A 23,491-nucleotide genomic window follows, 5' to 3' on the forward strand; every position below is an offset into this window, starting at 1 on the left:
GAAAGAAAGGAGGAGACGGATGCCGATTCAACCAATCGATGAGATCGTTCGAAACCAACAGCGGTGGATTGGAAATTTTGCGTTGTTTTTAATGAGTGCAGGAGCACTGGTTTATTTGGGAACGACAGATACGGTCATTCAAAACGCCTACTTGGATCGTTCGACCATCGTAACTGTCCTGCTTTGTATCGGTCTGATCACGTTTTTGATCAGTCGTAGTCAATTGTCGAATCGTTACCAATCCCATTTGCTATCTATCATGTTACTGATTATTCCAGTTATATCAATTAGTATGTTACCGTACGCAGCCGTCACGGTCTGGGCCAGTTGTTTTATATTTTTGATGATTGCCTTGATTGCGTATGACCGGGTCATGATTTGGTATGCCCTTCTCATCATTGCCTCTACGAACGTGTACGTCATGTTCCGTTCGGAGACGGTATCGGTTGAGATTGATCCGACCGATCATTATGCCAGGCTGGGAATGATCGGGATCGCGATTTGTATCGCCCTGATTATCAATCATCTCCATCTTCGTAATTTAAGTCGTCTCCAGCTATTGGCAAACCAATTACACGAGGCGGCACGTCATGATTTGCAAACACAGCTACTGAACATGCGGGGACTAGAAGAACGTTTTTCAGAGACATCCCATCAGCACCTCTTATTAGTCGGCGTGCATCTTGAAAATTATTATGAATTGGCCCGATATTTTGGGGACGAGATTCAAGAGCAGGTTTTATTGGATTGTATTGACCGTCTGCAAACCCGACTTCCCCCATATTTGACGATTGTCCGGGTCGAAGGAGGGACGTTGGTTGTCGTGATGGAAAAGCCGCCTGGTGTGTCTTGTCAGGAGGAGATGGAACTTCTCAGTCAGCAGATGTCGGCCCCCTATCAAGTCGAGCGGCATCAGATTTATGTGAATCTATATCTCGTCATCGATGATGGGGAAGTCGATCAAACCAGCATGACGAAACGAATCCGGCAAATCACGTCAGCACTTCAGGAAAGCGTCCAAAACTCAGAAAAGGTCATGTGTCTGAATCAGGACTGGCGGAACGAACAGGCCTTACGAGTGGCGGCGGCTCAAGCGTTATCGCAAGCGGATGTGAATCGGGATTTTTACCTGGTGTATCAATTACAATATGATTCTGAACAGGAACGTTTTATTGGTCTGGAAGCACTGGTTCGTTGGAACACCACTATTACGGGAGCCGGACGACCGACGATTTTTATTCCGATTGCTGAAAAAAGTGATTTGATTATCCGTTTAGGTGAGTGGATTTTTGAAGAGGGATGTAAGACAAGAAAACAGTTGATTGGTCTTGTCTCAGACGATTTCAGCTTGTCGGTCAATGTTTCTCCCCGCCAGTTGACACATGATTCGTTTATGGCGTTCATTGAGCGGATGTTGCTGAAATACTCTTTAAAACCAAAACAAATCAAGATTGAAATTACGGAAAGTCAGTCGTTGGATTTTGAAAGTCAACCGATTCTCCGGGCATTACGGCGTATCAAGACATTGGATTTCCCCGTTTCGTTAGATGACTTCGGGACAGGTCATGCTTCTTATCATGTGCTCGAACGCCTGCTGCCACTTCGTCAGTTAAAAGTACCTAAACAGTTTATCGAACAGATTGAAGAATCTGAAAAACGGCAATCGATTCTAGAATCGATTTTTCAACTCAGTCAATCGATGCATGTCGAGTGTATCGTCGAAGGAGTCGAGACGGGAGAAGAAGTTCAAATCGCTAAGGATATTGGGATTCATCTGTTTCAGGGCTACTTTTTTGCGAAACCAGTATTGCTGGATGAAATCATTTGTTTGCTGAAAACAAAACAAACAGGACTGACCCAAAAGTAATCCCGCGCTTCACACGTTCATTCCGGGAGGAGTCGTGTAAGACGCGGGATTTTTTCTAAACATGAAACGTCGGAACTGAATTTAAGTCCGCCCCGAGTTCCGTGTAAAGTTCGACATGTACGATTGATTGTTCTGATTTAGTTCGAATACAAGTAGGATTGATTTCGTCCATTCTTTTTCGCTTCGTATAAAGCGGCATCCGCCTGTTTAAAGACGGTGCTAGCGGGCTGACGTTGAGCAAAGGCGATACCGGCTGAGACGGTAATCGCAAGGGCGTGATCTTGCATGACGAATGGTGTTGCTGTGACGGTAGTCACGATGTGCTGCGCGAACTCAGTCGGAGAACTACGGAGTGTGTTCGGAAAAATAGCAATGAATTCTTCTCCACCATACCGGCCGATGGTCACCTCATCGGGACATTCTTGTGTTAACAAAACAGAAAAATGACGTAAAACGGCATCACCGACGGCATGACCATACTGGTCATTCACAGCTTTGAAATAATCCAAATCAAACAGGATGACACCCCAGGGAGCTTGTTCGCGTTCTAACGTCGCGACTTTATCCATGATGACATGACGATTTGCTAGCCGGGTGAGTTGATCGGTCGAAGCTAGATAAGATTGATAGGAATAGAGGACAAAATGATCTTGTAGCATATAGGACAAGCGGTAAAATAAAAAGGAAGCAAGCGCCGTGATTAAAAAATACGGCAAGTAAATCGTTTGCCAAGCATGTGTTTCAGCATTTCCGAGTAACATTCTTACTAGGACAAGGAAGGAACCTATCGACACGATTATCGTAAAAAGGTATCCTTTTGGTTTGATGAACCATGTACAAAAAATGACGAGGACGATGAAGCTGACCAAAGTAATGATAGAATTCTCGAGGGCGGTCAGTGATTCACCTATGTCCATTCCAACACGATAGAGTAACAACATCGAACCGGTCGTCATGATGCTAATCGGACCACCGTACAAAGCGGACAAGGCAAGTGGCAACAACCGTAAATCGATGAAAGCACCGTTGATGGAAATCGAGTTATGAATCAATAAAATACCGGTCACGCCATTCGCCAGACCAAAATAAAAGCGGGTAGATACCTTAGAATCCTTTTGGATCGGCAGTCGATTTCGCATCAAATAAAACGTGACCGACAAAATCAAAAAAATGATACAGATGTTCAAAAAAAAGATATTAAGTGTCGAAATCATAAAAAAATCCTTTCGCGTTAGGTACGATAAAAAAATACTATGTAATCTGTCATCGTTGTACGATAGTCTAATCGGAACATACAGAAAAATGGGGCTGACTTTAAAAAGAATCACTCCTTTTTCACACGCTTTGCTCAGACGAGACACAAGCCTGTTTTCCTGCCTCATCCAGGCAGGAAAACAGGGCTTGTTTGTCTCTGAAAGCGCAGAAATCTGAACTGCTCCCCGTCAAGTAGACAGTGTAAATAATTAAAACTCACTCAAGCGGCTTTTGTCCTGAATTCAATAGGACTCAAGCCGTTTAATCGTTTTTGAAAACGCCCGTTGTTATAGAAATATATATAAGCTTCGATGTACGATTTCAGCTCTTCGTAGGCTTGGAAATCACGGACAGCTGCTTGCTTTAGCTCTTTCGTATAGATTTTCAATGAAGAAGATTCCTCGAAAGAAGCCACTCCACCTGAATGCAACCGTGCCTTCCAACGCTCTAACGTACTCCTAGAGACCCGATGGGTCTTACACACTTCCTGGACCGTATACTTATTGGACGCAAGCATTCGGAGTGCCTCTAATTTTTGTTCAACGGAATACTTAGTTCTTGTCATAAAGAAGACCCCCCTAATAGAAAAACAGATTGTTTATTTCATCTGTCTACCTATTGGGGAGCATATCAAAGCGAGTGATTTCTCTTGAACGAGACGAGGGTGACAGAATTGCAATCTGCCACCCTCGTCTGTGTAAAGATTGACTTTTGCGTCAGCCCCATTTATCGAATCGGTGCGAACTTATGGATCGTCTGAACGGCCTCATCCCAAGAAGACACCCGAATGATGTTTTCCGGGACAGGGCGACGATTGTATGGTGCATCAAACAAGATGACCGGAATCGACGTATCTTCCGCGATTTGAATCGCATTTTCTAATCGATCTTCCATGAAAAGATCCAGTGCCAAGTCCCGGACGACTTGAACTTTGTCGTGTGATCCAGTCATGATCAGAGAATCGAGTGGTAACTCGTGTTGTTTGATCCATTCTTCCGTTACCGGACGAACGATTTCCGATCGTGCCGTCACATAATGTAAATCATATTGTTTACGTAAATCCCAAAGATGTTGTTTAACAAGCTCTTGAGGAATCGATTCACGATAGATGCCTAATTCATGACCGGACTTGACCATGAATTCCCAAAACTCAATTTGATCCATCTCCGTATAGGTATGGAGTTCATATTCAGAAGCCATCTCAAAATCAATCGATGTACCAAGATATTTATTCATATAGTTGAAACATGAAGAAGGATGAGTGATCGTTCCATCAATATCTATTCCGATTTTCACTTGAATCACCAACATTCTATAAATTTTCTGCCACTAGTATAACATAGTCGAAAAGATGAGACGAAAAAAGAGTCACTCCGCTCGGAGGACTCTTTTGGATTAAGATTGGCTTGCTTTAGCAGCTTCTTTTTCTGCTTCTTTTTCAAGAACAATCGCATCGATTTCTTTTTTCAATTCTTCTACCATCGTTGCCTCAGGTACTTTTCGGATGATTTCTCCATGACGGAACAACAAACCTTCGTTACGAGCACCGGCAATCCCGATATCAGCTTCTCGTGCTTCCCCAGGACCGTTTACGGCACAACCAAGGACAGCGACTTTGATGTTGACTTGGATTTTATCGATGTAGTCTTCGATTTCTGCTGCGATTGCCATCAAATCGATTTCAATTCGTCCGCATGTCGGGCAAGAAATCAATGTCGCGGCATTGGCTGCGAGACCAAATGATTTCAAGACTTCTTTTGCGACTTTTACTTCTTCAACGGGGTCGGCAGAAAGTGAGACACGAACCGTATTCCCGATACCGCGTGACAGAATCGCACCAAGACCAGCCGCCGATTTTAGTGAACCTGTCCGTAGTGGACCAGATTCCGTGATTCCGACATGAAGGGGGTAATCAAACGATTCAGAAGCGAGTTGATATGCTTCGAGTGCCAGTTGTACGTCAGATGCTTTCAACGAAACGATGATATCATGGAAATCGAGATCCTCAAGAATCTTGATGTGATGCAGGGCACTTTCGACCATACCACGGGCAGTCGGATAACCGTATTTCTCGAGAATATGTTTCTCAAGTGAACCGGCATTGACACCAATCCGGATCGGAATGTTTTTTGCTTTTGCTGCCGTAACGACCGCTTCGACTTTTTCGCGGCGTCCGATATTACCCGGGTTGATGCGGATTTTATCGACACCCGCTTCGATGGCCATGAGAGCGAGTTTATAATTGAAGTGAATGTCTACGACAAGCGGAATGTTGATCCGGCTCTTGATTTCTGCAAGGGCGAGCGCATCGCGTTCTTCTGGACAAGCAACACGGACGATTTGGCATCCTGCTTCTTCAAGACGTAAAATTTCAGCGACAGTCGCTTCGACGTCGTGTGTTTTTGTTGTCGTCATACTTTGAATGATGACTTCATTACTTCCACCAATGACAAGGTCCCCAACACGAACGGGACGAGTCTTAGAGCGATGGACCATTTTCGGCATATCGAAAATCCCCTTTTGCGGCATAACGCCAGATTGTTTATGACTACTTGTACTATCATATCGAACTATTCCCTAAAAATCGAGAAACAAGAACGAAAATCGAACATTTACAATTGTTTAACACGGATTGTGTAAAGTCAATCCGCCGCCGGACGGATTGTCGGTCGGGAAAAAATCAGATGCGGCGCCCGGTCACCGCTGGACCTTGGAAGGGTTCTTTTTTTTACGCGCCTGTACGAGAGGGAGGACCGAATAAAGTATATGCCCTCCTAACAGGACGGATATTCCGATAGTTGTTGCTCCTAATTGATAGAAAAGTACGCCGATCGGAAAAGTCCAGATATTGGCGGCAACCGTATAAGGGAATACTTGTCGAAATGCCCATGGTTTCGGAAGAAGCCATTGGATGAGCCAACGATTCAGATAAGAAACGAATAACAGATACAACAAAACGGCGATTGCGATGAAGATAAAATGAAGGATGAACCAGATCACAAATGGGATCGATTGATCGAGCAGGATGCTATCGATGATCGTCGTCCACAGGGAAATCCACGCTAATCCACAGAAATAAAGGGTGATGTCTGCCAAGCGAGTTTTTAAAAAAACACGATTAGGAATTAGGGTGGTTTGTAAGTAATTAAGTAGTTGACTTAAAAAACGCATGGAAATCACTCTTTCTTCTGTATTGTAACAACTCTTTTTGAATTTAAAATCCTTTTAATGCCAACGTATTTTCTGTTTTAGTACAGATTAATAAAACCTTAACAATCAAATATCGGAAAAACTGTTTACAAGTTCAATAGACCTTTACATAATAGGAGAGGTTGAACGACAGAAACTTAATAAAAAATCAATTCCACTTTTTTTATACGAGGAGATGACAAAATGAACTATGATTTGCAGGAAATGATTTTCACTTTTATTGGTGGACTTGGTATTTTCCTATTCGGTATTAAGTATATGGGAGATGGTCTTCAAAAAACAGCAGGAGACCGTCTGCGGTATATTTTAGATAAATATACGTCAAACCCGCTGCTCGGAATTTTAGCGGGTATTGTCGTCACAGTTTTGATTCAGTCGTCATCTGGTACGACCGTCATCGTCGTCGGTCTCGTCAGCGCAGGTCTGATGAACTTACGGCAAGCGATTGGTGTCGTCATGGGGGCGAACATCGGAACAACGATCACGGCCTTCATCATCGGCTTTAACGTCAAGGAAGCAGCACTCCCGGCGATCGCGCTTGGAGCGTTTCTGATCTTCTTCTTCAATAAAGAACGTATTCAATACATCGGACAGATCTTCTTTGGATTTGGTGCACTTTTCTATGGATTGACGCTCATGGGCGACGGGATGGCACCACTGGAGTCAAGCGAATGGTTCCGCGAACTGACAGTGTCGATGTCAGACAATCCGATTCTTGGTGTGTTTGTCGGAACGATTTTTACGATTCTTGTCCAATCTTCCTCTGCAACGATTGGGATTTTGCAAGAGTTATATGATGGCGGGATGATCGATATCAAGGCTGCGTTACCCGTCTTATTCGGTGATAATATCGGAACGACGATTACGGCGGTTCTTGCGGCACTCGGTGCTTCGATTGCAGCAAAACGGACAGCTGCGGCGCACGTCATCTTCAACATCGTCGGAACGATTCTATTTTTGATTGCTTTGCCTGTATTCTCGAGTTTCATCACCTGGATTACAGGAGCGCTTGATCTTGAACCGAAAATGCAAATTGCTTTTGCACACGGAACGTTTAATGTCGTCAACACGTTGATTCAATGTTGGTTCATCGCACAAATCGCATGGCTCGTCCAAAAAGTCGTTCCGGGTACGGATACGACGGTCGACTCAAAACCACGTCACTTGGATCAAAACATCCTCAATCAATCATCGTCACTTGCATTGAATCAAGCGAAGCTGGAAGTATTGCGGATGGGTGAATTCTCTAAAGAAGCACTTGGTAAAGCACATCGTTATACGCAGTCACATGACAAAAAAGATGTATCAGAAGCAGATCAAATCGAGTATGCGATCAATCATTTGAACACTGAAGTAACAAGTTATCTCGTCAAAGTGGCGGCACATGATCTGTCAGAGCGAGAATCAAACGATCATTCGCTCTTGATGCATGCGGTCAATGACTTCGAACGGATTGGTGATCACGTCGAGAACGTCATCGAACTCGTCGACTTCCAAATCGTCAACCGGATTGTCTTTACGAGTCAAGCGAAAAAAGAGTTGGATGAGATGTATGTCCTGACTCAAAAAATCGTTGAGACGGCCATCAAAGCAGTCGAGCTCGATGATGTCTCGTTAGCACGTCAAGTGCTTGAGTTAGAAGGAAAACTTGATTCCCTTGAACGTTCATTCCGTAAACACCACGTCTTGCGTGTTAATGCAGGGGAGTGTACCGGTCAAGCCGGAATGATTTTCGTTGATTTACTATCGAACTTGGAACGAATTGGCGATCATGCCGTTAACATTACGGACCTCGTACTTGAACAACGTTCAGGAACAGCCTGAATGGGGAGATGAAACAAGAGGAATTTCTGAAAAGAAATTCCTCTTTGTTTTTGTGAGATAGTTTATTGACATTCGAGTTTGATTTTAGTAATCTGATATTAGTTGTTTCAAACTATCATGGCGGTGTAGCTCAGCTGGCTAGAGCGTACGGTTCATACCCGTGAGGTCGTGGGTTCGACTCCCTCCGCCGCTACTATTACTTAAGGACCCTTAGCTCAGCTGGTTAGAGCTGACGGCTCATAACCGTCCGGTCGCAGGTTCGAGTCCTGCAGGGTCCATTGTAGAAACGCACACTCTTTTTTTGAGAGGGTGCGTTTATTTTTGCTTTCTTGGGGAATATTAAAGATATTGTAATAATGTTCATACAATACTATTCATACTATGGCAATTTAAGGGAGAGCGAAGAGAGATGGAACGTAACCATACAATGATGCAGTTTTTTGAGTGGCATGTAGAAAATGATGGGAAGCATTGGCAACGCTTGAAAGAGAGAGCGCCGAAACTGCGTGCTGCAGGCATCACATCTGTTTGGATTCCACCCGCATCAAAGGGGCAATCAGATGAAGATACAGGGTATGGCATTTACGATGTCTATGATTTAGGGGAATTCGATCAAAAAGGAACGGTCCGGACGAAATACGGGACAAAAGATGAATTGATTGAAGCGATACAAGTTGCCCATGAAAATGACATTGCCGTCTATGCAGACGTCGTCATGAACCATAAAGCGGCAGCGGATGAATTAGAAACGATTAAAGTCGTGGAAGTCCACCCGGAAGACCGTTCACAAGAAATTTCAGAAGAATTCGAAATCGATGCGTGGACGAAGTTTACGTTCCCGGGTCGAAACGGTAAATACTCTGATTTCATCTGGACACATGAGTTCTTCAATGGAACGGATTTTGATGCACGTGAAGAAAAAACGGGTGTCTTTAAGATTTCCGGTAAAAATAAAGACTGGAACGACCAAGTGGATGATGAGTTCGGTAACTATGATTACTTGATGTTCGCAAACATTGATTACAACCACCCAGAAGTACGTCAAGAGATGATCGATTGGGGGAATTGGTTCAAAGACACAATCAATTGCCAAGGGTTCCGGTTGGATGCCATCAAACACATCAACTATGAGTTCGTCAATGAATTCGCAAAATCGATGATTGGAGATAATCCGGAAGGTTTTTATATGGTCGGTGAGTTCTGGAAATCGGATTTAGATGATTGCCGTCAATTTTTAGACAGTGTGGATTATACGATCGATTTGTTTGATGTGCCGCTTCATTATAAATTCCATGAAGCGTCGCAACAGGGACAAGAATTTGACTTGACGACGTTATTTGCAGATACACTCGTTGAGTCGCACCCGACAAACGCGGTGACGTTTGTTGATAACCATGACTCGCAACCAGGTGAATCGCTTGAATCGTGGATTGACGACTGGTTCAAACAACATGCCTATGCATCGGTACTCCTTCGTAAAGACGGTTATCCATGTGTCTTCTATGGCGACTACTATGGTGTCCAAGGACCTCATCCGGTCGAAGGCAAAAAAGAGATGATCAATGCTTTGTTGTATGCCCGTTACCATAAAGCATATGGCGAACAAGAAGATTACCTCGACGATCCACATTGTGTCGGTTGGGTCCGTCGTGGTGTCGAAGAATTCCCGAACTCGGGCTGTGCGGTCTTACTGTCGAACGCGGATATGTGTGAAAAACGGATGTTCGTTGGTGAATCACGTGCGGGAGAGCATTGGTTCGATTATACGAATCACCAGGAAGAACCGGTCGTCATCGATGAAGAAGGATTTGGTGTGTTCCCGGTTCCAGGCGGCGGCGTTTCTGTATTCGCTCCACGTGACGAACAGTAATTTATAAGGGTGATTGCTTGCGCCTGACCAACTATTTTTGCTAGTCTTAAAGAGTACTGAAATTCCGAAAATAGGATAAAGGGGGACATGAAAATGTCAAAATTTGAATTACCAGAACTCGGCTACGCTTATGATGCGCTAGAGCCACATATCGATGCTCGTACGATGGAGATTCACCACTCTAAACACCACAACACGTATGTCACGAACGTCAACGCGGCACTTGAAGGGTCAGAGCACGAAGGGAAATCACTTGAAGAGTTGCTTCAAAACCTTGATTCGCTTCCGGCAAACATTCAAACAGCTGTCCGCAACAACGGTGGTGGACATTGGAATCACTCGTTCTTCTGGAAACTCTTGAAAAAGAATGACGGAGCGGCTCCGACTGGCGAACTTGCTTCAGCAATCGACGAGTCATTTGGTTCATTCGATGCGTTCAAAGATGCATTCGCAAAAGCAGCAACAACACGTTTTGGTTCAGGTTGGGCATGGCTCATCGTCGACGGTGGCAAATTGGCTGTCGTATCGACACCAAACCAAGATACACCAGTCATGGAAGGCAAAACGCCAATTCTTGGACTTGATGTTTGGGAACATGCGTATTACCTCAACTACCAAAACCGTCGTCCAGACTACATCACTGCGTTCTTTAACGTCGTTGATTGGGATCACGTTGCGAAGCTTTACGCTGACGCAAAATAAAGACAAGGTAAAAGAATCGGTTTCCCGAAACGGAAACCGGTTCTTTTTTTTATGCGGAAAATGATGGGATAGGTTGTTATGGAAAGTTTCCTTCTATATAATGAAACAAGATGACTTTTTGAACGATAGGGGAGTACGCCATGGCGAAACGAATCACGGTAAGAGGGAAACGGCGGAACCACCTGCCGCTTCGCTTGAATTTAATGTTCTTTGTAGTATTTTTATTGTTTGCGATTTTAATTTTCCGCTTAGGTGTCGTACAAATCGTCAACGGTGAGAAAATATCACGGGAAGTCCAAAAAACAGAGATGATTGCCTCCAAGTACGAGGTACCACGCGGAAAGATTTACGATCGGGATGGACGACTGTTAGTCGATACGATTTCGAAGTATTCAATCGTCTACCGCCGTTCTCAAAACACAAAGGTTGACGAGCGGATTGAGATTGCATCACGCCTTGCAGCCATCATCAAGTTGCCAAAAGACGATTGGAAAGTAACAGAGCGGGATATGAAGGATTACTGGATTGCCGTCAACGGTGACGAGTCAGACCGTCGTTATGAACAAGCGGTTAAAGAGAAGTATCCGGATGCTGAAACACGTGATGAATTATCGATTTCGGAACAAGATCAACTTCGTCTCGATACGATTACAGAAAAAGATATCGACTTTGATGATCAGACGATGGAAATCATCGCGATCAAACACAACATGGAAGTCGGTTACGCCCTTGATCCGCAACTTGTTAAATTAGGCGCGGACGCTAAAGAGATGGCAATCATCGATGAAAACCTGGAAGAGTTAAAAGGGGTTTCTGTCGAGCCGTTTTATGAACGTTCGTACCCTTATGAAGGAACATTACGTAACATCTTCGGGAAATATTCGAAAATTCCGGCAGAGCAACAAGCGGAGTTTAAGGCAAAAGGTTATAGCTTAAATGACCGTGTCGGAACCTCATTCTTGGAACAACAATATGAAGATTTATTACGAGGGAAACCAGCGTATGATGTGTATGAAACGTTTAATGGCGAACCGGTTGGTGAACCAAACCGTGAGGAAGGCGAGTCAGGGAAAGATCTCGTTTTGACGGTTGATGCGGAATACAATAAACAAGTTGACCAAATCTTGCAGCAAGCAATCAAAATGGGTCGCGGCATGGGCAGTGGCTATCTAAAAGAAGGGTATGCCGTCGTCATGAATCCGCAGACCGGTGAAATTCTTGCCATGTCCGGACAAAAACTCGACACGTCAACGAACAAATTTAGTGATGTTGCCATCAATAACGTCTTGACGTCCCTTCAAATCGGTTCGACGATTAAGGGAGCGACGGTTGCGATGGGACTTGAGGAAGGTGTCATTCGTCAAAATGAAGTCATCAACGATGCGCCGATTACGATCGGCGGTACTAAAAAAGGGTCGTATGTCAACATGGGACCGATTACGGATCTGACGGCACTTGAACGTTCATCCAACGTCTACATGTTTAACATCGCGATGCGGATGGCAAATTATCCGAGTAATGGTGTGGCTGGTGCGAGTGTTGATGCAGCGGCGGCGATCATGCAGAACTATTACAGCCAATTTGGTCTAGGTGTCACGACGGGAATTGATTTGCCCTATGAAGCCAAAGGGGTACAAGGAACACCAGACCGTGTCACGCTCTTGATGGACCGAGTGATTGGTCAATATGATGCCTTTACACCGTTACAGGTGGCTCAGTACATCTCGACACTCGCCAATGGTGGGTATCGCGTGCAGCCTCACTTCTTAAAAGAAGTATTGGCTTCGAATTCAATCGAAGATGGAACAAAGCAAGTCGATTACAGCTTCAAAACAAATTACCTGAACCGACTCGAAGTTAGTCAAGCGAACATCGATCACGTTCGCGAAGGGTTACACCGAGTCGTCAAAGGAGAACGTGGTACGTCTAAAATCATTGCTCAGACGGGGATTGATGCGGCAGCCAAAACCGGAACGGCACAGGTCAGTGTGTATGGCGAAGATGGCATCGCACTTCGAGATGGTAGCGGACAACCGGTTCGTTCATTAAACTCGAACCTGGTCGGTTGGGCACCATACGACAATCCAGAGATGGCGTGGGCCGTGTTCCTTCCATATATGGAGCAAGAAACAGTCAACTCGAAGATTGGTCATGATTTAGTCAAAGCATACTTCAACGTCAAGGACGTTCCATGGCAGACTAAGCCAAATTAACTAGTCAAGCGAAGGTGAGGAAACTCATCTTCGTTTTTTTTGTATGGATTGACCTGTTTTTCTAATGAAGTTCAGATTGTAAACGCAGAAATACACGCCTTTACAATTCTTTTACGTTGGATTCATTTTGGTTTAATAGTTCATCCGTAGTATAAGTCTTGTAAGGAAAACGGATATAAAGTCGTAGCGTTACCAGCGACATACTTCGAGGAGGAAAATTAATCATGTCTTGGATGAAAAAAACAGCTCTTATCACAACGGTAGCGTCAATCGCAGTAGTCGGTGCGGCATGCGGAAATGACAAAGGTGGCTCTTCAAGTTCTTCTGATCTTTCAGGAAAGATCGCAGTAGATGGATCTTCAACAGTCTTCCCAATCATGGAAGCAGTCGGTGAAGAGTATTCAATCGAACAACCAGACGTCGACGTGACAGTCGGAGTATCCGGAACGGGTGGCGGATTCAAACGTTTTGTCGTTGGTGAAACGGATCTTTCAAACGCGTCACGTGAAATCAAAGATGAAGAAGCAGCGGAAGCTGAAAAAAATAACATTGAATATACACGCTTATCCCTTGCACTTGACGGTTTGACAGTCGCTGTCAGCAAACAAAATACATGGGTCAAGGAATTGACACTCGATCAACTGAACAAGATGTGGCTCGATCCAAACATCAAGACGTGGAAAGATGTTGATCCATCATACCCGGCAGAACCAATCAAATTCTTCAGCCCGGGTAAAGATTCAGGAACGTTTGATTATTTCGATGAAGAAGTATTAGATGAAAAAGATATGCGTAAAGACGTTCAGCTCTCAGAAGACGATAACGTTCTTGTCAAAGGGGTTGAAGGCACAAAAGGTGCAATCGGATACTTCGGTTATGCCTACTACGCAGAAAATAAAGACAAGCTAAAAGAAGTTCCACTCTCAGCTGAAGGAAAAGATGCGGTTGATCCGACACCAGAAACAATCAATGACCTGTCTTACCCACTGTCGCGTGAGATTTACACGTACGTCAACAACAAATCGTTAAAAGATAAAAAACAAGTCGCCGATTTCGTTCAATTCACAAATGAAAACGCAGGAGACTTGGCTGAAGAAGTTGGTTACGTCAAGATGAAACAAGATCGTTATGACGAAAACGCAAAAGCTATCGAAGACGCAATGAAATAACCATCACCACACGAGGACGGCCCAAAAAAAGGGGAAATTCCCTTTTTTCGGGTCCCGTTCCTATGTAGGCATGATGAAGTAGGGAGCGAAGAAGGATGAATTCATCAAACAAATCGGTTCGCGAGCTGATTCAACAGAACCGACAACAAAAATTTAGCATGAAAAATCTTATGGAACGTTTCATGCCGATCGTACTGTTCCTATGTGCGTTCGTTTCAGTCGTTACGACCATCGGCATCATTCTCACGTTAGTTCTTGAAACGCGTCACTTCTTTGAAGTGGTTTCCATCAAAGAATTTTTCGGCAGTACGAGCTGGTATCCACTTAACTCGCAACCTGAGTATGGAATTTGGCCGCTTGTCGTCGGAACGCTTGAAATTACCGTGATTGCGATGCTAGTTGCCGTGCCGATTGGACTCACTTCTGCGATTTATTTGAGTGAGTATGCATCAGAACGCGCACGCCGTGTTCTCAAACCAATTCTTGAAGTTTTAGCCGGTGTTCCGACAATCGTCTTCGGATTTTTCGCCTTGACGTTTGTCACACCATTACTCGTTAAACTCATTCCGGGTCTTGCAATCTACAATGCCTTAAGCCCGGGGATCGTCGTCGGAATCATGATCATCCCGATGATCGCCTCGATTTCGGAAGATGCGATGAGTTCGGTTCCGAAAAAAATCCGAGACGGTGCGTTGGCGCTTGGCTCAACACGTCTTGAAGTCGCTTTAAAAGTGGTTGTTCCGGCAGCACTTTCAGGGATCATCGCGTCAATCGTTCTCGGGATGTCACGTGCGATTGGTGAGACGATGATCGTAACGATTGCTGGTGGATCGAATCCGACGGCTCTCGTCAACCCGTTAGAACCGGTTCAAACGATGACGGCTTATATCGTTCAGGTCGCACTTGGTGATGCTGGATTCGGTACGATTGAATACTATAGTATCTACGCTGTCGGTACGTTGTTGTTCGTCTTTACTCTTTTGATGAACTTACTCGCGAACTGGATCACGCGTCGTTTCAGAGAGGAGTACTAAGATGGCCTTACCAGAAAAACAACCCGTACAAAAAAAGTTTATCGATCCTGTTGCTGTTAAAAAGTCGATCAGTCAACGCTTGGTCGTCAACAATATCACTAAAATCATCTTCTTGATTGGACTGTTATTTGGTTTAGTCGTGCTTGGTATTCTTCTGTTTGGTGTCGTCCGTGACGGAGCAGCTTGGCTGTCACTCGACTTCCTCCAGAATGCACCGTCCCGCCGACCGGACCGCGCAGGGATCTATCCTGCTTTAATGGGTTCGATCTTCTTGATGCTGTTGATCATTCCGATGATTTTCATTCTCGGAGTAGGCGCCGCGATCTATCTAGAAGAGTATGCGAAAAAAGGACGGATGACGTCATTTATTGAAGTCAACATCTCAAACTTAGCCGGTGTCCCGTCAATCGTCTTCGGATTACTCGGACTGACGTTCTTCGTTCGGAACATGGGCTTTGGATCAACCTTGATTGCGGGAGCCTTGACGCTTGCATTGATGAGCTTACCGGTCGTCATCGTCTCTTCCCAAGAAGCAATTCGTGCGGTGCCACAAGCGATGCGCCATGCATCCCTTGCTCTTGGAGCTTCAAAGTGGCAAACGACGTTCAAAGTCGTTTTACCGGCTTCCTTGCCAGGCGTCATCACGGGGATCATCCTTGCGGTATCACGTGCGATCGGAGAGACGGCGCCACTCATCATGGTTGGTGCAGCCATCTTCATCGCCCGCGCACCAGAAGGAATCTTCTCAGAATTTACAGCGTTACCGATTCAAATCTACAACTGGACAAGCCGCCCGCAGGCTGACTTCCAAGGTCTTGCTGCTGCCGGAATCATCGTCTTGATGGTTATTCTGTTGACGATGAACTCGCTTGCGATTTGGATTCGGAACCGTTTCTCAAAACGATACTAATCGAACAAGTAAAATAAACAACGTTCTGAACCACTAAGGAGGAACACAGATGATGGATACGAAGCTGACGACGAAACCAGCCAAAGAAGGGGCAAAAACGATGAATCAACCAGTAGCTACGCGACAAAGTGTATACCGTGTAAACGATTTGAACCTATGGTACGGGGACGATCACGCCTTAAAAGATGTCAATCTCGATATCAAACAAAATGAAGTCACGGCAATCATCGGACCGTCAGGATGCGGGAAATCGACGTTCATCAAAACGTTGAACCGGATGGTTGAACTTGTACCAATCGTTCGGACGAACGGAGTCATCGAGTACCACGGTCGCAATATCTTTGATAAAGATTATGAAGTCGAAGAATTACGGACATCGGTCGGGATGGTATTCCAACAACCAAATCCGTTCCCAAAATCGATTTATGATAACATCGCCTACGGACCACGTGTCCACGGCGTCAAGAACAAGAAAATCTTAGATGAAATCGTCGAACGGAGTTTACGTGGGGCAGCGATCTGGGAAGAAGTCAAGGATCGGTTGAACGAGAATGCGTACGGCTTATCCGGTGGACAGCAACAACGTCTCTGTATCGCACGTTGTTTGGCAATCGAACCGGATGTCATCTTGATGGATGAACCAACATCGGCACTTGATCCAATCTCGACGTTAAAAGTCGAAGAATTGGTTCAAGAACTAAAAAAAGACTACTCGATCATCATCGTTACGCATAATATGCAACAAGCAGCACGTGTATCGGATAAAACAGCCTTTTTCTTAAACGGTGAAGTCGTTGAATTCGATCAAACAGATCGAATCTTCTCGAATCCGAGTGATAAACGGACAGAAGACTATATCTCAGGACGATTCGGATAACGAGGAGGAACTTTCAATGGCAGCGAACCGGACAATTTTTGGAGAAAACCTGGCAGTACTCGATCAAAAAGTATTTTTGTTAGCCCGTAAGACGATGCAACAGATTGCGACGACGGCGGAAGCATTAGAAAAATACGACCGCGACATCGCACTCAAAGTCATCGAAAATGATAATGAGCTCGATGCCCTCGAACTTGAAATCAATGATGATGCGATTTTGCTGATTGCGAAACAACAACCCGTTGCGACCGATTTAAGACGGTTGATTACAGCGATCAAGATTGCGACCGATTTAGAACGGATTGCCGATTATGCCGGCAATATCTCAAAGGCGGTCTTACGTGTCGAAACATTTCCGTACGTGATTGATATCTCGCTGTTAAAAGAAGCGTTCGAAACGTTACTTGATATGACGGAGACTGCGATCGTCGCCTATCGAGATGGCGATATTGAAAAGGCAAAAGCCTTATCGGAGCTCGATAACATCATTGATGAGACGACGTATAAAGCATTACGTCAATACATGCGTCACATGTCGTTACAGCCAATCGTCGTCGATGAAATCATGCAGTTTACGAATATCTGCCGATACATCGAACGGATGGGTGATCATTTGACGAATGTCGGAGAACATCTCATTTATCTAGAAAAAGGAAAACACTATGATTTAAACAACTAATTGCAGTAGGCTAGAGGGAGATCCTCAGCCTACTTTTTTTTGTAAAGGATTTTGAAACAAGTTTGTAGAATAAGAAAGAAGTGAATAAAGAGAAAGAGGTGATAGGTAATGCTTGAAAAAATCATAAAATTAAAAGAACAGGGACTGACGATTAAACAAATCGCAGAACAAGTAGAATCGACGGAAGGTAAAGTCAAATATGCGTGGAGCAAATACCGGAAGTCATTAACAGAAAACAAAACAGCACCAACGGAAACTGCTACGGCTACTAAACCAAAAAAGAAGAAGGCAGGGGTAACCGTGAGCGCTCCGAAACAAAATGAAATCGTACCTGCACTGACAGCAATTCCTTCATTGGAACGAGATGCTTTTGGGATGGCGACACATTATGAAGATGATATCATGCATGCGATCGTTCAGTCGCCGACAGCGGTCTATGTTTACTGGGAGTTATCCGAATTATCGCGAAAAATGCTCGAGACACATTATCATGCTTCTTTTGATTCGTTCCGCAAAGAGATGCGCGTCATTGATGTGACATTACGGGATTATGAAAAAGGGGAAGCTAACCGGACCTATCAATTCGAATTACCAGAAATGACGAATACATGGTTTGTCCGTCCGTTGATGCCGAATACTACATACATCATCGAATGGGGCATTCAGACGATCGATGGAGATTTCTTACCGGTCCTACGTTCGAAACCGGTTGAGACACCGCGTGATGAACCTGTCACGGAGGGTCGTTTTGCAGAAGTCGTCGCACGTTGGCAGTCTGGTGAAGTAGAACAACCAGAGTGGGTGGAAGTCTTACGTCCATACTCTTACTTTGACCGAGTCCGTTAAGCAAAACAGATAGAAAGCACAAGGAGAGGAAGAACAGACATGCGCAAAGGTTATTTTTCATTAGTCCTACACGCCCATTTACCATACATCCGACACCAGGAAGCCCATCGGCTTGAAGAACGTTGGATGTATGAAGCGATTTCAGAAACGTATATTCCATTGTTATGGGAAATTAATCGATTGGAACGTCCGCTCGGTTGGACGATCAGTATCTCACCACCTGTCATCGAGATGTTGGCGGATTCATTGATTCAAAGTCGTTACGTTGAACATCTTGAAGACACGTTACGTTTGATCGAACAGGAGCTCCAACGTGATTTAATGAAAGAAGAGCGTGATGCACTTTTATTCTATAAAGAACGCTATCATGATTTAAAAGTGACATTTGAACATTGGGGGCGCGATTTGAACGGGGCGTTCCGTCACTATAAAGAACAAGGTTATCTGGAATTGATGACATGTACCGCAACACACGGATTCAGTCCGCACATGTTGTCGGAACAAGCAGCTCGGTCTGAGATCCAAACCGGATTAAACTGTTTCGAACGTCATTACGGATATCGTCCGACAGGTCTTTGGATGCCGGAATGTGCGTATACACCAGGACTTGATAAAATCATGTACGAAGAAGGGATCCGGTATACGTTTGTCGATGAACACTCGATTCTCAATGCCGATCCTGCCCCTAAACATGGAATCGGCGCACCGGTCTATTCACCACACGGCGTCGCTCTATTCCCGCGTGATCAGATCATCTCGGGTCGCATCTGGAGTTCTGTCATCGGGTATCCCGGGCATCCGGACTACCGTGAATTTTATCGGGATCTCGCTTACGATCGGGAATGGGATCAAATTGCTGAATTCATGCATCCGGAAGGACTTCGGTATGATACCGGCTTAAAACTGCACCGGGTTACAGGAGAGTCAGATCAAAAAGAATATTATGTCCGTGACTGGGCCTGGAAACGAACAGATGTCCATGCGACTGATTTTGCAGAAGCACTTGCGAATCATTTGGATGAGCAGAGTGGACAAGATTTCCCACCTTTTATCGTCACAGCACCGTTTGATGCGGAATTGTTCGGACATTGGTGGTTTGAAGGTCCTGACTTCCTCGGTAAAACGATGGAGCGGTTCGAAGACTACGGGATTGAATCGATTTCACCCACAACCTTCCTCGAACGCCATTTCCAAGATATCGAGACGGTTCATGTCGCGATGGGAACATGGGGACGAAAAGGATACGCAGATGTCTGGATCAACGAACGAAATGATTGGATGATTCGTCATTTACATCAACTTGAAAAACGGTTAGCGGGAGTTGTTTCACGTAATCGTCATCAAGATGAGTTGACCGTCAAAGCGAAACGTCAATTGATTCGCGAATATCTTCTTGCCGTCTCAAGTGACTGGCCATTTATTTTAGATGGACAGACAACTGCTCAATATGCAGCCAATCGGTTCCGTGAACATATCAAGCGGTTTGAAGAAACAGAACGTCGTCTGGATGCAAATGACTTGACGTTAGAATGGTTGGAAGCCCGTTATGCGGACTATCCATTCCTCGCAGATACGGATATCGACCCGGATGTCTTCTTGACACCACATGATTATTACGTCGCTGTACAACGGGATGCATCTTGGAACACGAATGCGATTCTGCTTTTGACGACTCAGTATGACGATCCAAATCGTCCGGTTGCTCAGTTCGCAAAACGATTAGCCGCTGCGGGAGAAAATGTCTATGTCATCACGTCAGGCACTCCGGATTACCAGCTTCAAGACGGCGTACATGTCTATCATGTCGAAGTCAACGGATTGCCGCTCATCCAAACGTACAATCAATTGGCGGGATTAAACCTGGCTGTCTTGCGACAGGCACAAGCGCTCAATAAAATCGTCGAATTCCGTTTGGTGCATAACTTCAATATGGAGACAGCTTCAGCTGCTCAATCGTTTGCTGAAATGAATGGGTTACCGCTTGTCAGTAACGTCTACAATCTCGAAAGTGAACGTTCACAGTCTGGAACCGGTGGTTTGGTCGTTGCGATCAAACGCCTCGAAGGAGAAGCGTTACGTCATTCAGAAGTCATCTATCTGGAGCGGGAAGAAGCACGAAACGGGATTGAACACGATTATCATGTAGCAAAAGAACTCCGTAATTTCCAAGTGGACCTTGAAAATCCATACCAGCATGTAACGATTCCGAAAAAGAACGGATGAACAGTTGCAATTCACTTCCTTTCTTGGTACGATACTTGAGTATGCTTAACCTTATGTAAAGCAAAAACACTTGATACACTGAGAGCTAGATAGGAGGGAATCCCATGCGCGTTAAAATTACTTTGGCTTGCACTGAAACTGGTGACCGTACTTATATCACTAAGAAGAACAAGCGTAACAACCCAGAGCGTCTTGAGTTGAAGAAATACAACCCACGTCTCCGTAAGCACACACTTCACCGTGAAGTAAAATAATTGAGATGGAAGCCATCACCTTGTGTGATGGCTTTTTTGTTGAATGAGGGGGAACAGAACAGATGGATAAACAGGAGTTACGCCAATTCATTGCCCATCAACTGGATACGTTAGAGAATCGAAAACAACGGGAACAACAGATTTACGACCAATTGTTTGGAATGCCAGAGTGGCATGCCGCACAATCGGTGGCAATCACATTATCTTTTCGAAATGAGTGTGCGACAGAGGAAATCATCTTAAAAGCATGGGAGCATGGAAAACACGTTGTCATTCCGAAAGTCGTCGAACGACAAATGCGATTTTTTGACTACACGCGAGCTAGTCGTTTAGTCGAAAATAAGATGGGAATCCGTGAACCGGACGAAACGGCTGTCGAACGGACGTTGGATACGATAGATCTCTGTATCGTCCCAGGGCGCGTCTTCATGAGAAACGGATTTCGAATCGGATGGGGCGGTGGATTTTATGACCGGGCCTTAGCGAGTTATCCAGGACACACCCTATCGGTTGCATTTGAGAAACAACTTGTTCCGATCTTTGATATCGAACCATTTGATCAACCGGTCAATCAAATCGTTACGGAATCTGAGGTCATCCGATGCCGTTGATCTATGGAATCTTATTTTGTTTGATACTCGGTTATCTCGGTTACCGGCTACATTTATTGACGATCACCGGTGCCATCTGGACAATTGTTGTCGGTACGGTCGTCATTTACGGATTGGGCTATAGCGGATTAATCGTACTAATGCTGTTTTTTGGAAGTTCTAGCCTCTTATCGAAACTCGGAAAACGAAGAAAACGTTCTGTCAATCAGATTGTTGAAAAAGATGGGGCGCGTGATGGTTGGCAAGTATTAGCAAATGGCGGGGTGGCGTCACTTGCTGCCGTCGGTATTATTTTTACCGATCATCCTAGTTTTTTATTGTTATTCCTGATTGTATTAGCAGCTTCGAATGCGGATACGTGGGCGTCTGAAATCGGACCATTGTCACAAAAAGAACCTTTTTTATTCAGTGGACGGCGCGTCCCTGCTGGAACAAGTGGGGCGATTTCAGTGCTTGGAACGTCAGCGACTGTGATTGGCGCCTTGTTCATCGCGACGGCGGGCGATTTATTGTTTGATTTGACGACGGCAGAATGGTTGCTAGTGACAGTTGGTGGTGTCTTAGGCAGTCTTTTCGATACGCTTTTCGGTGGGACGATCCAGCGGAAGTTCCGGTGCGCAGTGTGCGGTAAAGAAACTGAAAAGAGGATCCATCATGAAAAGCCGACGTTGTATGTCACGGGATGGAAGTGGCTTGGGAACGACGGTGTGAATTTTTTATCAAGCGGAATCGCTGGATTGATTGGTTTTATTGTCTACCGAATGTGGTAAGTGGAAGTTGTAGATGTAATTTTTCCTTATGTTAGGATATTATTGACACAAATTAGACAAGATGTGACCGTTTTCACAAGAAACAAACCTTTGTGAAAGATGTTACAATCTATTTGTGAGATAGTTAACAAACTTTTGAATTACCTTAGAAGGGTGGACATATAGAATGGAATTACATGCGAAAGTTACACGCGTTGCCTTGATTGGTGCGGGAGCTGTAGGGTCAAGTTTTGCGTATCAGATGTCAACTGCCGGATTATGCGAAGAATTAGTCATCATCGATGTCAATAAAGCGAAAGCAGAAGGGGAAGCGATGGATTTAAATCATGGAACGCCATTTAGTTCTTCTCCGATGCGCATCTGGGCTGGAGATTATTCTGATTGTAAAGATTCTGAAGTGATTGTCATCACGGCTGGAGCGCCACAAAAACCGGGTGAAACCCGGTTGGACCTCGTCGCTAAAAATGCTTTAATCATGAAAGAGATGATGCGTCAGATTATGGAGTCGGGTTTTGATGGGATTATCGTCGTCGCCTCGAACCCTGTAGACATCATGGCCCACTTAGCCTGGAAATATTCTGGTCTTCCTAAGTCACGTGTCTTTGGTTCTGGAACAGTTCTCGATACAGCACGGTTACGCCAAATGTTAGGGGAATACTTCCATATCGATTCTCGGAATGCACATGCCTATATTTTAGGGGAACACGGTGATACAGAGTTTGCAGCTTGGAGTAATTCTCGTATTTACGGCAAGACGATTGACGAGTTACTGGCAGAAGACGATCGTTATTCTCAGGCCGATCTAGATCAGATTTATATCAATGTCCGCGACGCTGCTTACCATATCATTGAACGCAAAGGGGCGACGTATTACGCGATTGGTCTTGGACTTGTTCGGATCGTCCGGGCAATCCTTGGGAATGAGAACTGTTTGTTGACGGTCGGGGCACACGTCGACGGACAGTATGGGATTTCCGGAATTCATATCGGTGTACCCGCTGTCATCAATCGTCAAGGAGTCCGCGAGATCATTGAAGTTTCGTTGACAGAAGAAGAACTCAAAAAATTCCATCATTCAGCCGAAGTCTTGCGGCAAACAATGGAACCCGTTCTTCGGTAAGCGTTACGAGATTTCTATAGAGTAAGCCGTTCCTTTCTATCAACTTAGAAGGAAACGG

General features: G+C 44.8%; 21 protein-coding genes, 2 tRNA genes and 1 pseudogene. 18 read left to right on the plus strand and 6 right to left on the minus strand.

Translation table 11 applies throughout. The annotated features are described in order from the left end of the window. Positions 1-19 precede the first annotated feature (19 nt). Positions 20-1,867, plus strand: coding sequence for a GGDEF domain-containing phosphodiesterase (locus P404_RS0113535; RefSeq protein WP_026831039.1), 1,848 nt, complete (start codon positions 20-22; stop codon positions 1,865-1,867). Between the two features lie 137 nt (positions 1,868-2,004). Here the strand turns inward: P404_RS0113535 and P404_RS0113540 are convergent, their stop codons facing one another. From P404_RS0113540 to P404_RS0113560, 6 genes and pseudogenes are all read right to left on the minus strand, one after another. Next, positions 2,005-3,081, minus strand: a complete 1,077-nt coding sequence (locus P404_RS0113540; protein ID WP_026831040.1) for a diguanylate cyclase — start codon at positions 3,079-3,081, stop codon at positions 2,005-2,007. Between the two features lie 260 nt (positions 3,082-3,341). Beyond that, entirely contained in the window at positions 3,342-3,509 is a 168-nt protein-coding gene (locus P404_RS18825; protein ID WP_256439755.1) for an IS3 family transposase, read from the minus strand. After that, a pseudogene (locus tag P404_RS19000) lies at positions 3,492-3,686 on the minus strand (transposase); the annotation flags it as partial. The gene P404_RS18825 and the pseudogene P404_RS19000, both read right to left, overlap by 18 nt. A 161-nt stretch (positions 3,687-3,847) precedes the next feature. Further along, positions 3,848-4,432 carry a 5' nucleotidase, NT5C type gene (locus P404_RS0113550; RefSeq protein ID WP_014969834.1) on the minus strand — a complete coding sequence of 195 codons (585 nt, stop codon included), beginning with the start codon at positions 4,430-4,432 and terminating at the stop codon, positions 3,848-3,850. Between the two features lie 84 nt (positions 4,433-4,516). Then, positions 4,517-5,626 carry a flavodoxin-dependent (E)-4-hydroxy-3-methylbut-2-enyl-diphosphate synthase gene (ispG, locus tag P404_RS0113555; RefSeq protein WP_014969835.1) on the minus strand — a complete coding sequence of 370 codons (1,110 nt, stop codon included), beginning with the start codon at positions 5,624-5,626 and terminating at the stop codon, positions 4,517-4,519. A gap of 192 nt (positions 5,627-5,818) precedes the next feature. Further along, entirely contained in the window at positions 5,819-6,292 is a 474-nt protein-coding gene (locus P404_RS0113560; protein WP_236624412.1) for a hypothetical protein, read from the minus strand. Positions 6,293-6,514: 222 nt separating this feature from the next. Between P404_RS0113560 and P404_RS0113565 the strand changes: the two genes are divergently transcribed. From P404_RS0113565 to P404_RS0113645, 17 genes are all read left to right on the plus strand, one after another. After that, positions 6,515-8,155: a Na/Pi cotransporter family protein gene (locus P404_RS0113565; RefSeq protein ID WP_014969837.1), complete on the plus strand. Its 1,641-nt coding sequence runs from the start codon at positions 6,515-6,517 to the stop codon at positions 8,153-8,155. Positions 8,156-8,274: 119 nt separating this feature from the next. Beyond that, positions 8,275-8,348, plus strand: a tRNA-Met gene (locus P404_RS0113570). An 11-nt stretch (positions 8,349-8,359) separates the two neighbouring features. After that, positions 8,360-8,433, plus strand: a tRNA-Ile gene (locus P404_RS0113575). Between the two features lie 131 nt (positions 8,434-8,564). After that, positions 8,565-10,025: an alpha-amylase gene (locus P404_RS0113580; protein ID WP_014969838.1), complete on the plus strand. Its 1,461-nt coding sequence runs from the start codon at positions 8,565-8,567 to the stop codon at positions 10,023-10,025. Between the two features lie 93 nt (positions 10,026-10,118). Continuing rightward, positions 10,119-10,727 carry a superoxide dismutase gene (locus P404_RS0113585; protein ID WP_014969839.1) on the plus strand — a complete coding sequence of 203 codons (609 nt, stop codon included), beginning with the start codon at positions 10,119-10,121 and terminating at the stop codon, positions 10,725-10,727. A gap of 140 nt (positions 10,728-10,867) precedes the next feature. Further along, positions 10,868-12,940 carry a peptidoglycan D,D-transpeptidase FtsI family protein gene (locus P404_RS0113590; protein WP_014969840.1) on the plus strand — a complete coding sequence of 691 codons (2,073 nt, stop codon included), beginning with the start codon at positions 10,868-10,870 and terminating at the stop codon, positions 12,938-12,940. Between the two features lie 224 nt (positions 12,941-13,164). Beyond that, positions 13,165-14,109 carry a PstS family phosphate ABC transporter substrate-binding protein gene (locus P404_RS0113595; protein ID WP_014969841.1) on the plus strand — a complete coding sequence of 315 codons (945 nt, stop codon included), beginning with the start codon at positions 13,165-13,167 and terminating at the stop codon, positions 14,107-14,109. 95 nt (positions 14,110-14,204) lie between these two features. Beyond that, positions 14,205-15,143, plus strand: coding sequence for a phosphate ABC transporter permease subunit PstC (gene pstC / locus P404_RS0113600; protein ID WP_014969842.1), 939 nt, complete (start codon positions 14,205-14,207; stop codon positions 15,141-15,143). A gap of 1 nt (position 15,144) precedes the next feature. Further along, a complete protein-coding gene (gene pstA / locus P404_RS0113605; RefSeq protein ID WP_014969843.1) occupies positions 15,145-16,053 on the plus strand; it encodes a phosphate ABC transporter permease PstA in 909 nt (302 codons plus the stop codon). A gap of 100 nt (positions 16,054-16,153) precedes the next feature. Beyond that, positions 16,154-16,930 carry a phosphate ABC transporter ATP-binding protein PstB gene (pstB, locus tag P404_RS0113610; RefSeq protein WP_051004083.1) on the plus strand — a complete coding sequence of 259 codons (777 nt, stop codon included), beginning with the start codon at positions 16,154-16,156 and terminating at the stop codon, positions 16,928-16,930. Between the two features lie 16 nt (positions 16,931-16,946). After that, complete coding sequence (phoU, locus tag P404_RS0113615) at positions 16,947-17,609, plus strand: phosphate signaling complex protein PhoU (protein ID WP_014969845.1); 663 nt, start codon at positions 16,947-16,949, stop codon at positions 17,607-17,609. Positions 17,610-17,717: 108 nt separating this feature from the next. After that, positions 17,718-18,455: a DUF4912 domain-containing protein gene (locus P404_RS0113620; RefSeq protein ID WP_026831043.1), complete on the plus strand. Its 738-nt coding sequence runs from the start codon at positions 17,718-17,720 to the stop codon at positions 18,453-18,455. A gap of 39 nt (positions 18,456-18,494) precedes the next feature. Next, complete coding sequence (locus P404_RS0113625; RefSeq protein WP_014969847.1) at positions 18,495-20,678, plus strand: 1,4-alpha-glucan branching protein domain-containing protein; 2,184 nt, start codon at positions 18,495-18,497, stop codon at positions 20,676-20,678. A gap of 104 nt (positions 20,679-20,782) precedes the next feature. Beyond that, positions 20,783-20,932, plus strand: coding sequence for a 50S ribosomal protein L33 (gene rpmG, locus P404_RS0113630; protein ID WP_012369771.1), 150 nt, complete (start codon positions 20,783-20,785; stop codon positions 20,930-20,932). A 62-nt stretch (positions 20,933-20,994) separates the two neighbouring features. Further along, positions 20,995-21,543 carry a 5-formyltetrahydrofolate cyclo-ligase gene (locus tag P404_RS0113635; protein ID WP_014969848.1) on the plus strand — a complete coding sequence of 183 codons (549 nt, stop codon included), beginning with the start codon at positions 20,995-20,997 and terminating at the stop codon, positions 21,541-21,543. Beyond that, positions 21,534-22,313 (plus strand): DUF92 domain-containing protein, encoded by a 780-nt coding sequence (locus P404_RS0113640; protein ID WP_014969849.1) that lies wholly within the window; start codon positions 21,534-21,536, stop codon positions 22,311-22,313. Before P404_RS0113635 ends, P404_RS0113640 begins: the two co-directional genes overlap by 10 nt. Before the next feature lie 166 nt (positions 22,314-22,479). Then, positions 22,480-23,433 carry an L-lactate dehydrogenase gene (locus P404_RS0113645; protein WP_014969850.1) on the plus strand — a complete coding sequence of 318 codons (954 nt, stop codon included), beginning with the start codon at positions 22,480-22,482 and terminating at the stop codon, positions 23,431-23,433. Positions 23,434-23,491 lie beyond the last annotated feature (58 nt).

The sequence above is a fragment of the Exiguobacterium antarcticum DSM 14480 genome (assembly GCF_000685865.1).
GTDB classification, from domain to species: Bacteria; Bacillota; Bacilli; order Exiguobacteriales; family Exiguobacteriaceae; genus Exiguobacterium_A; species Exiguobacterium_A antarcticum.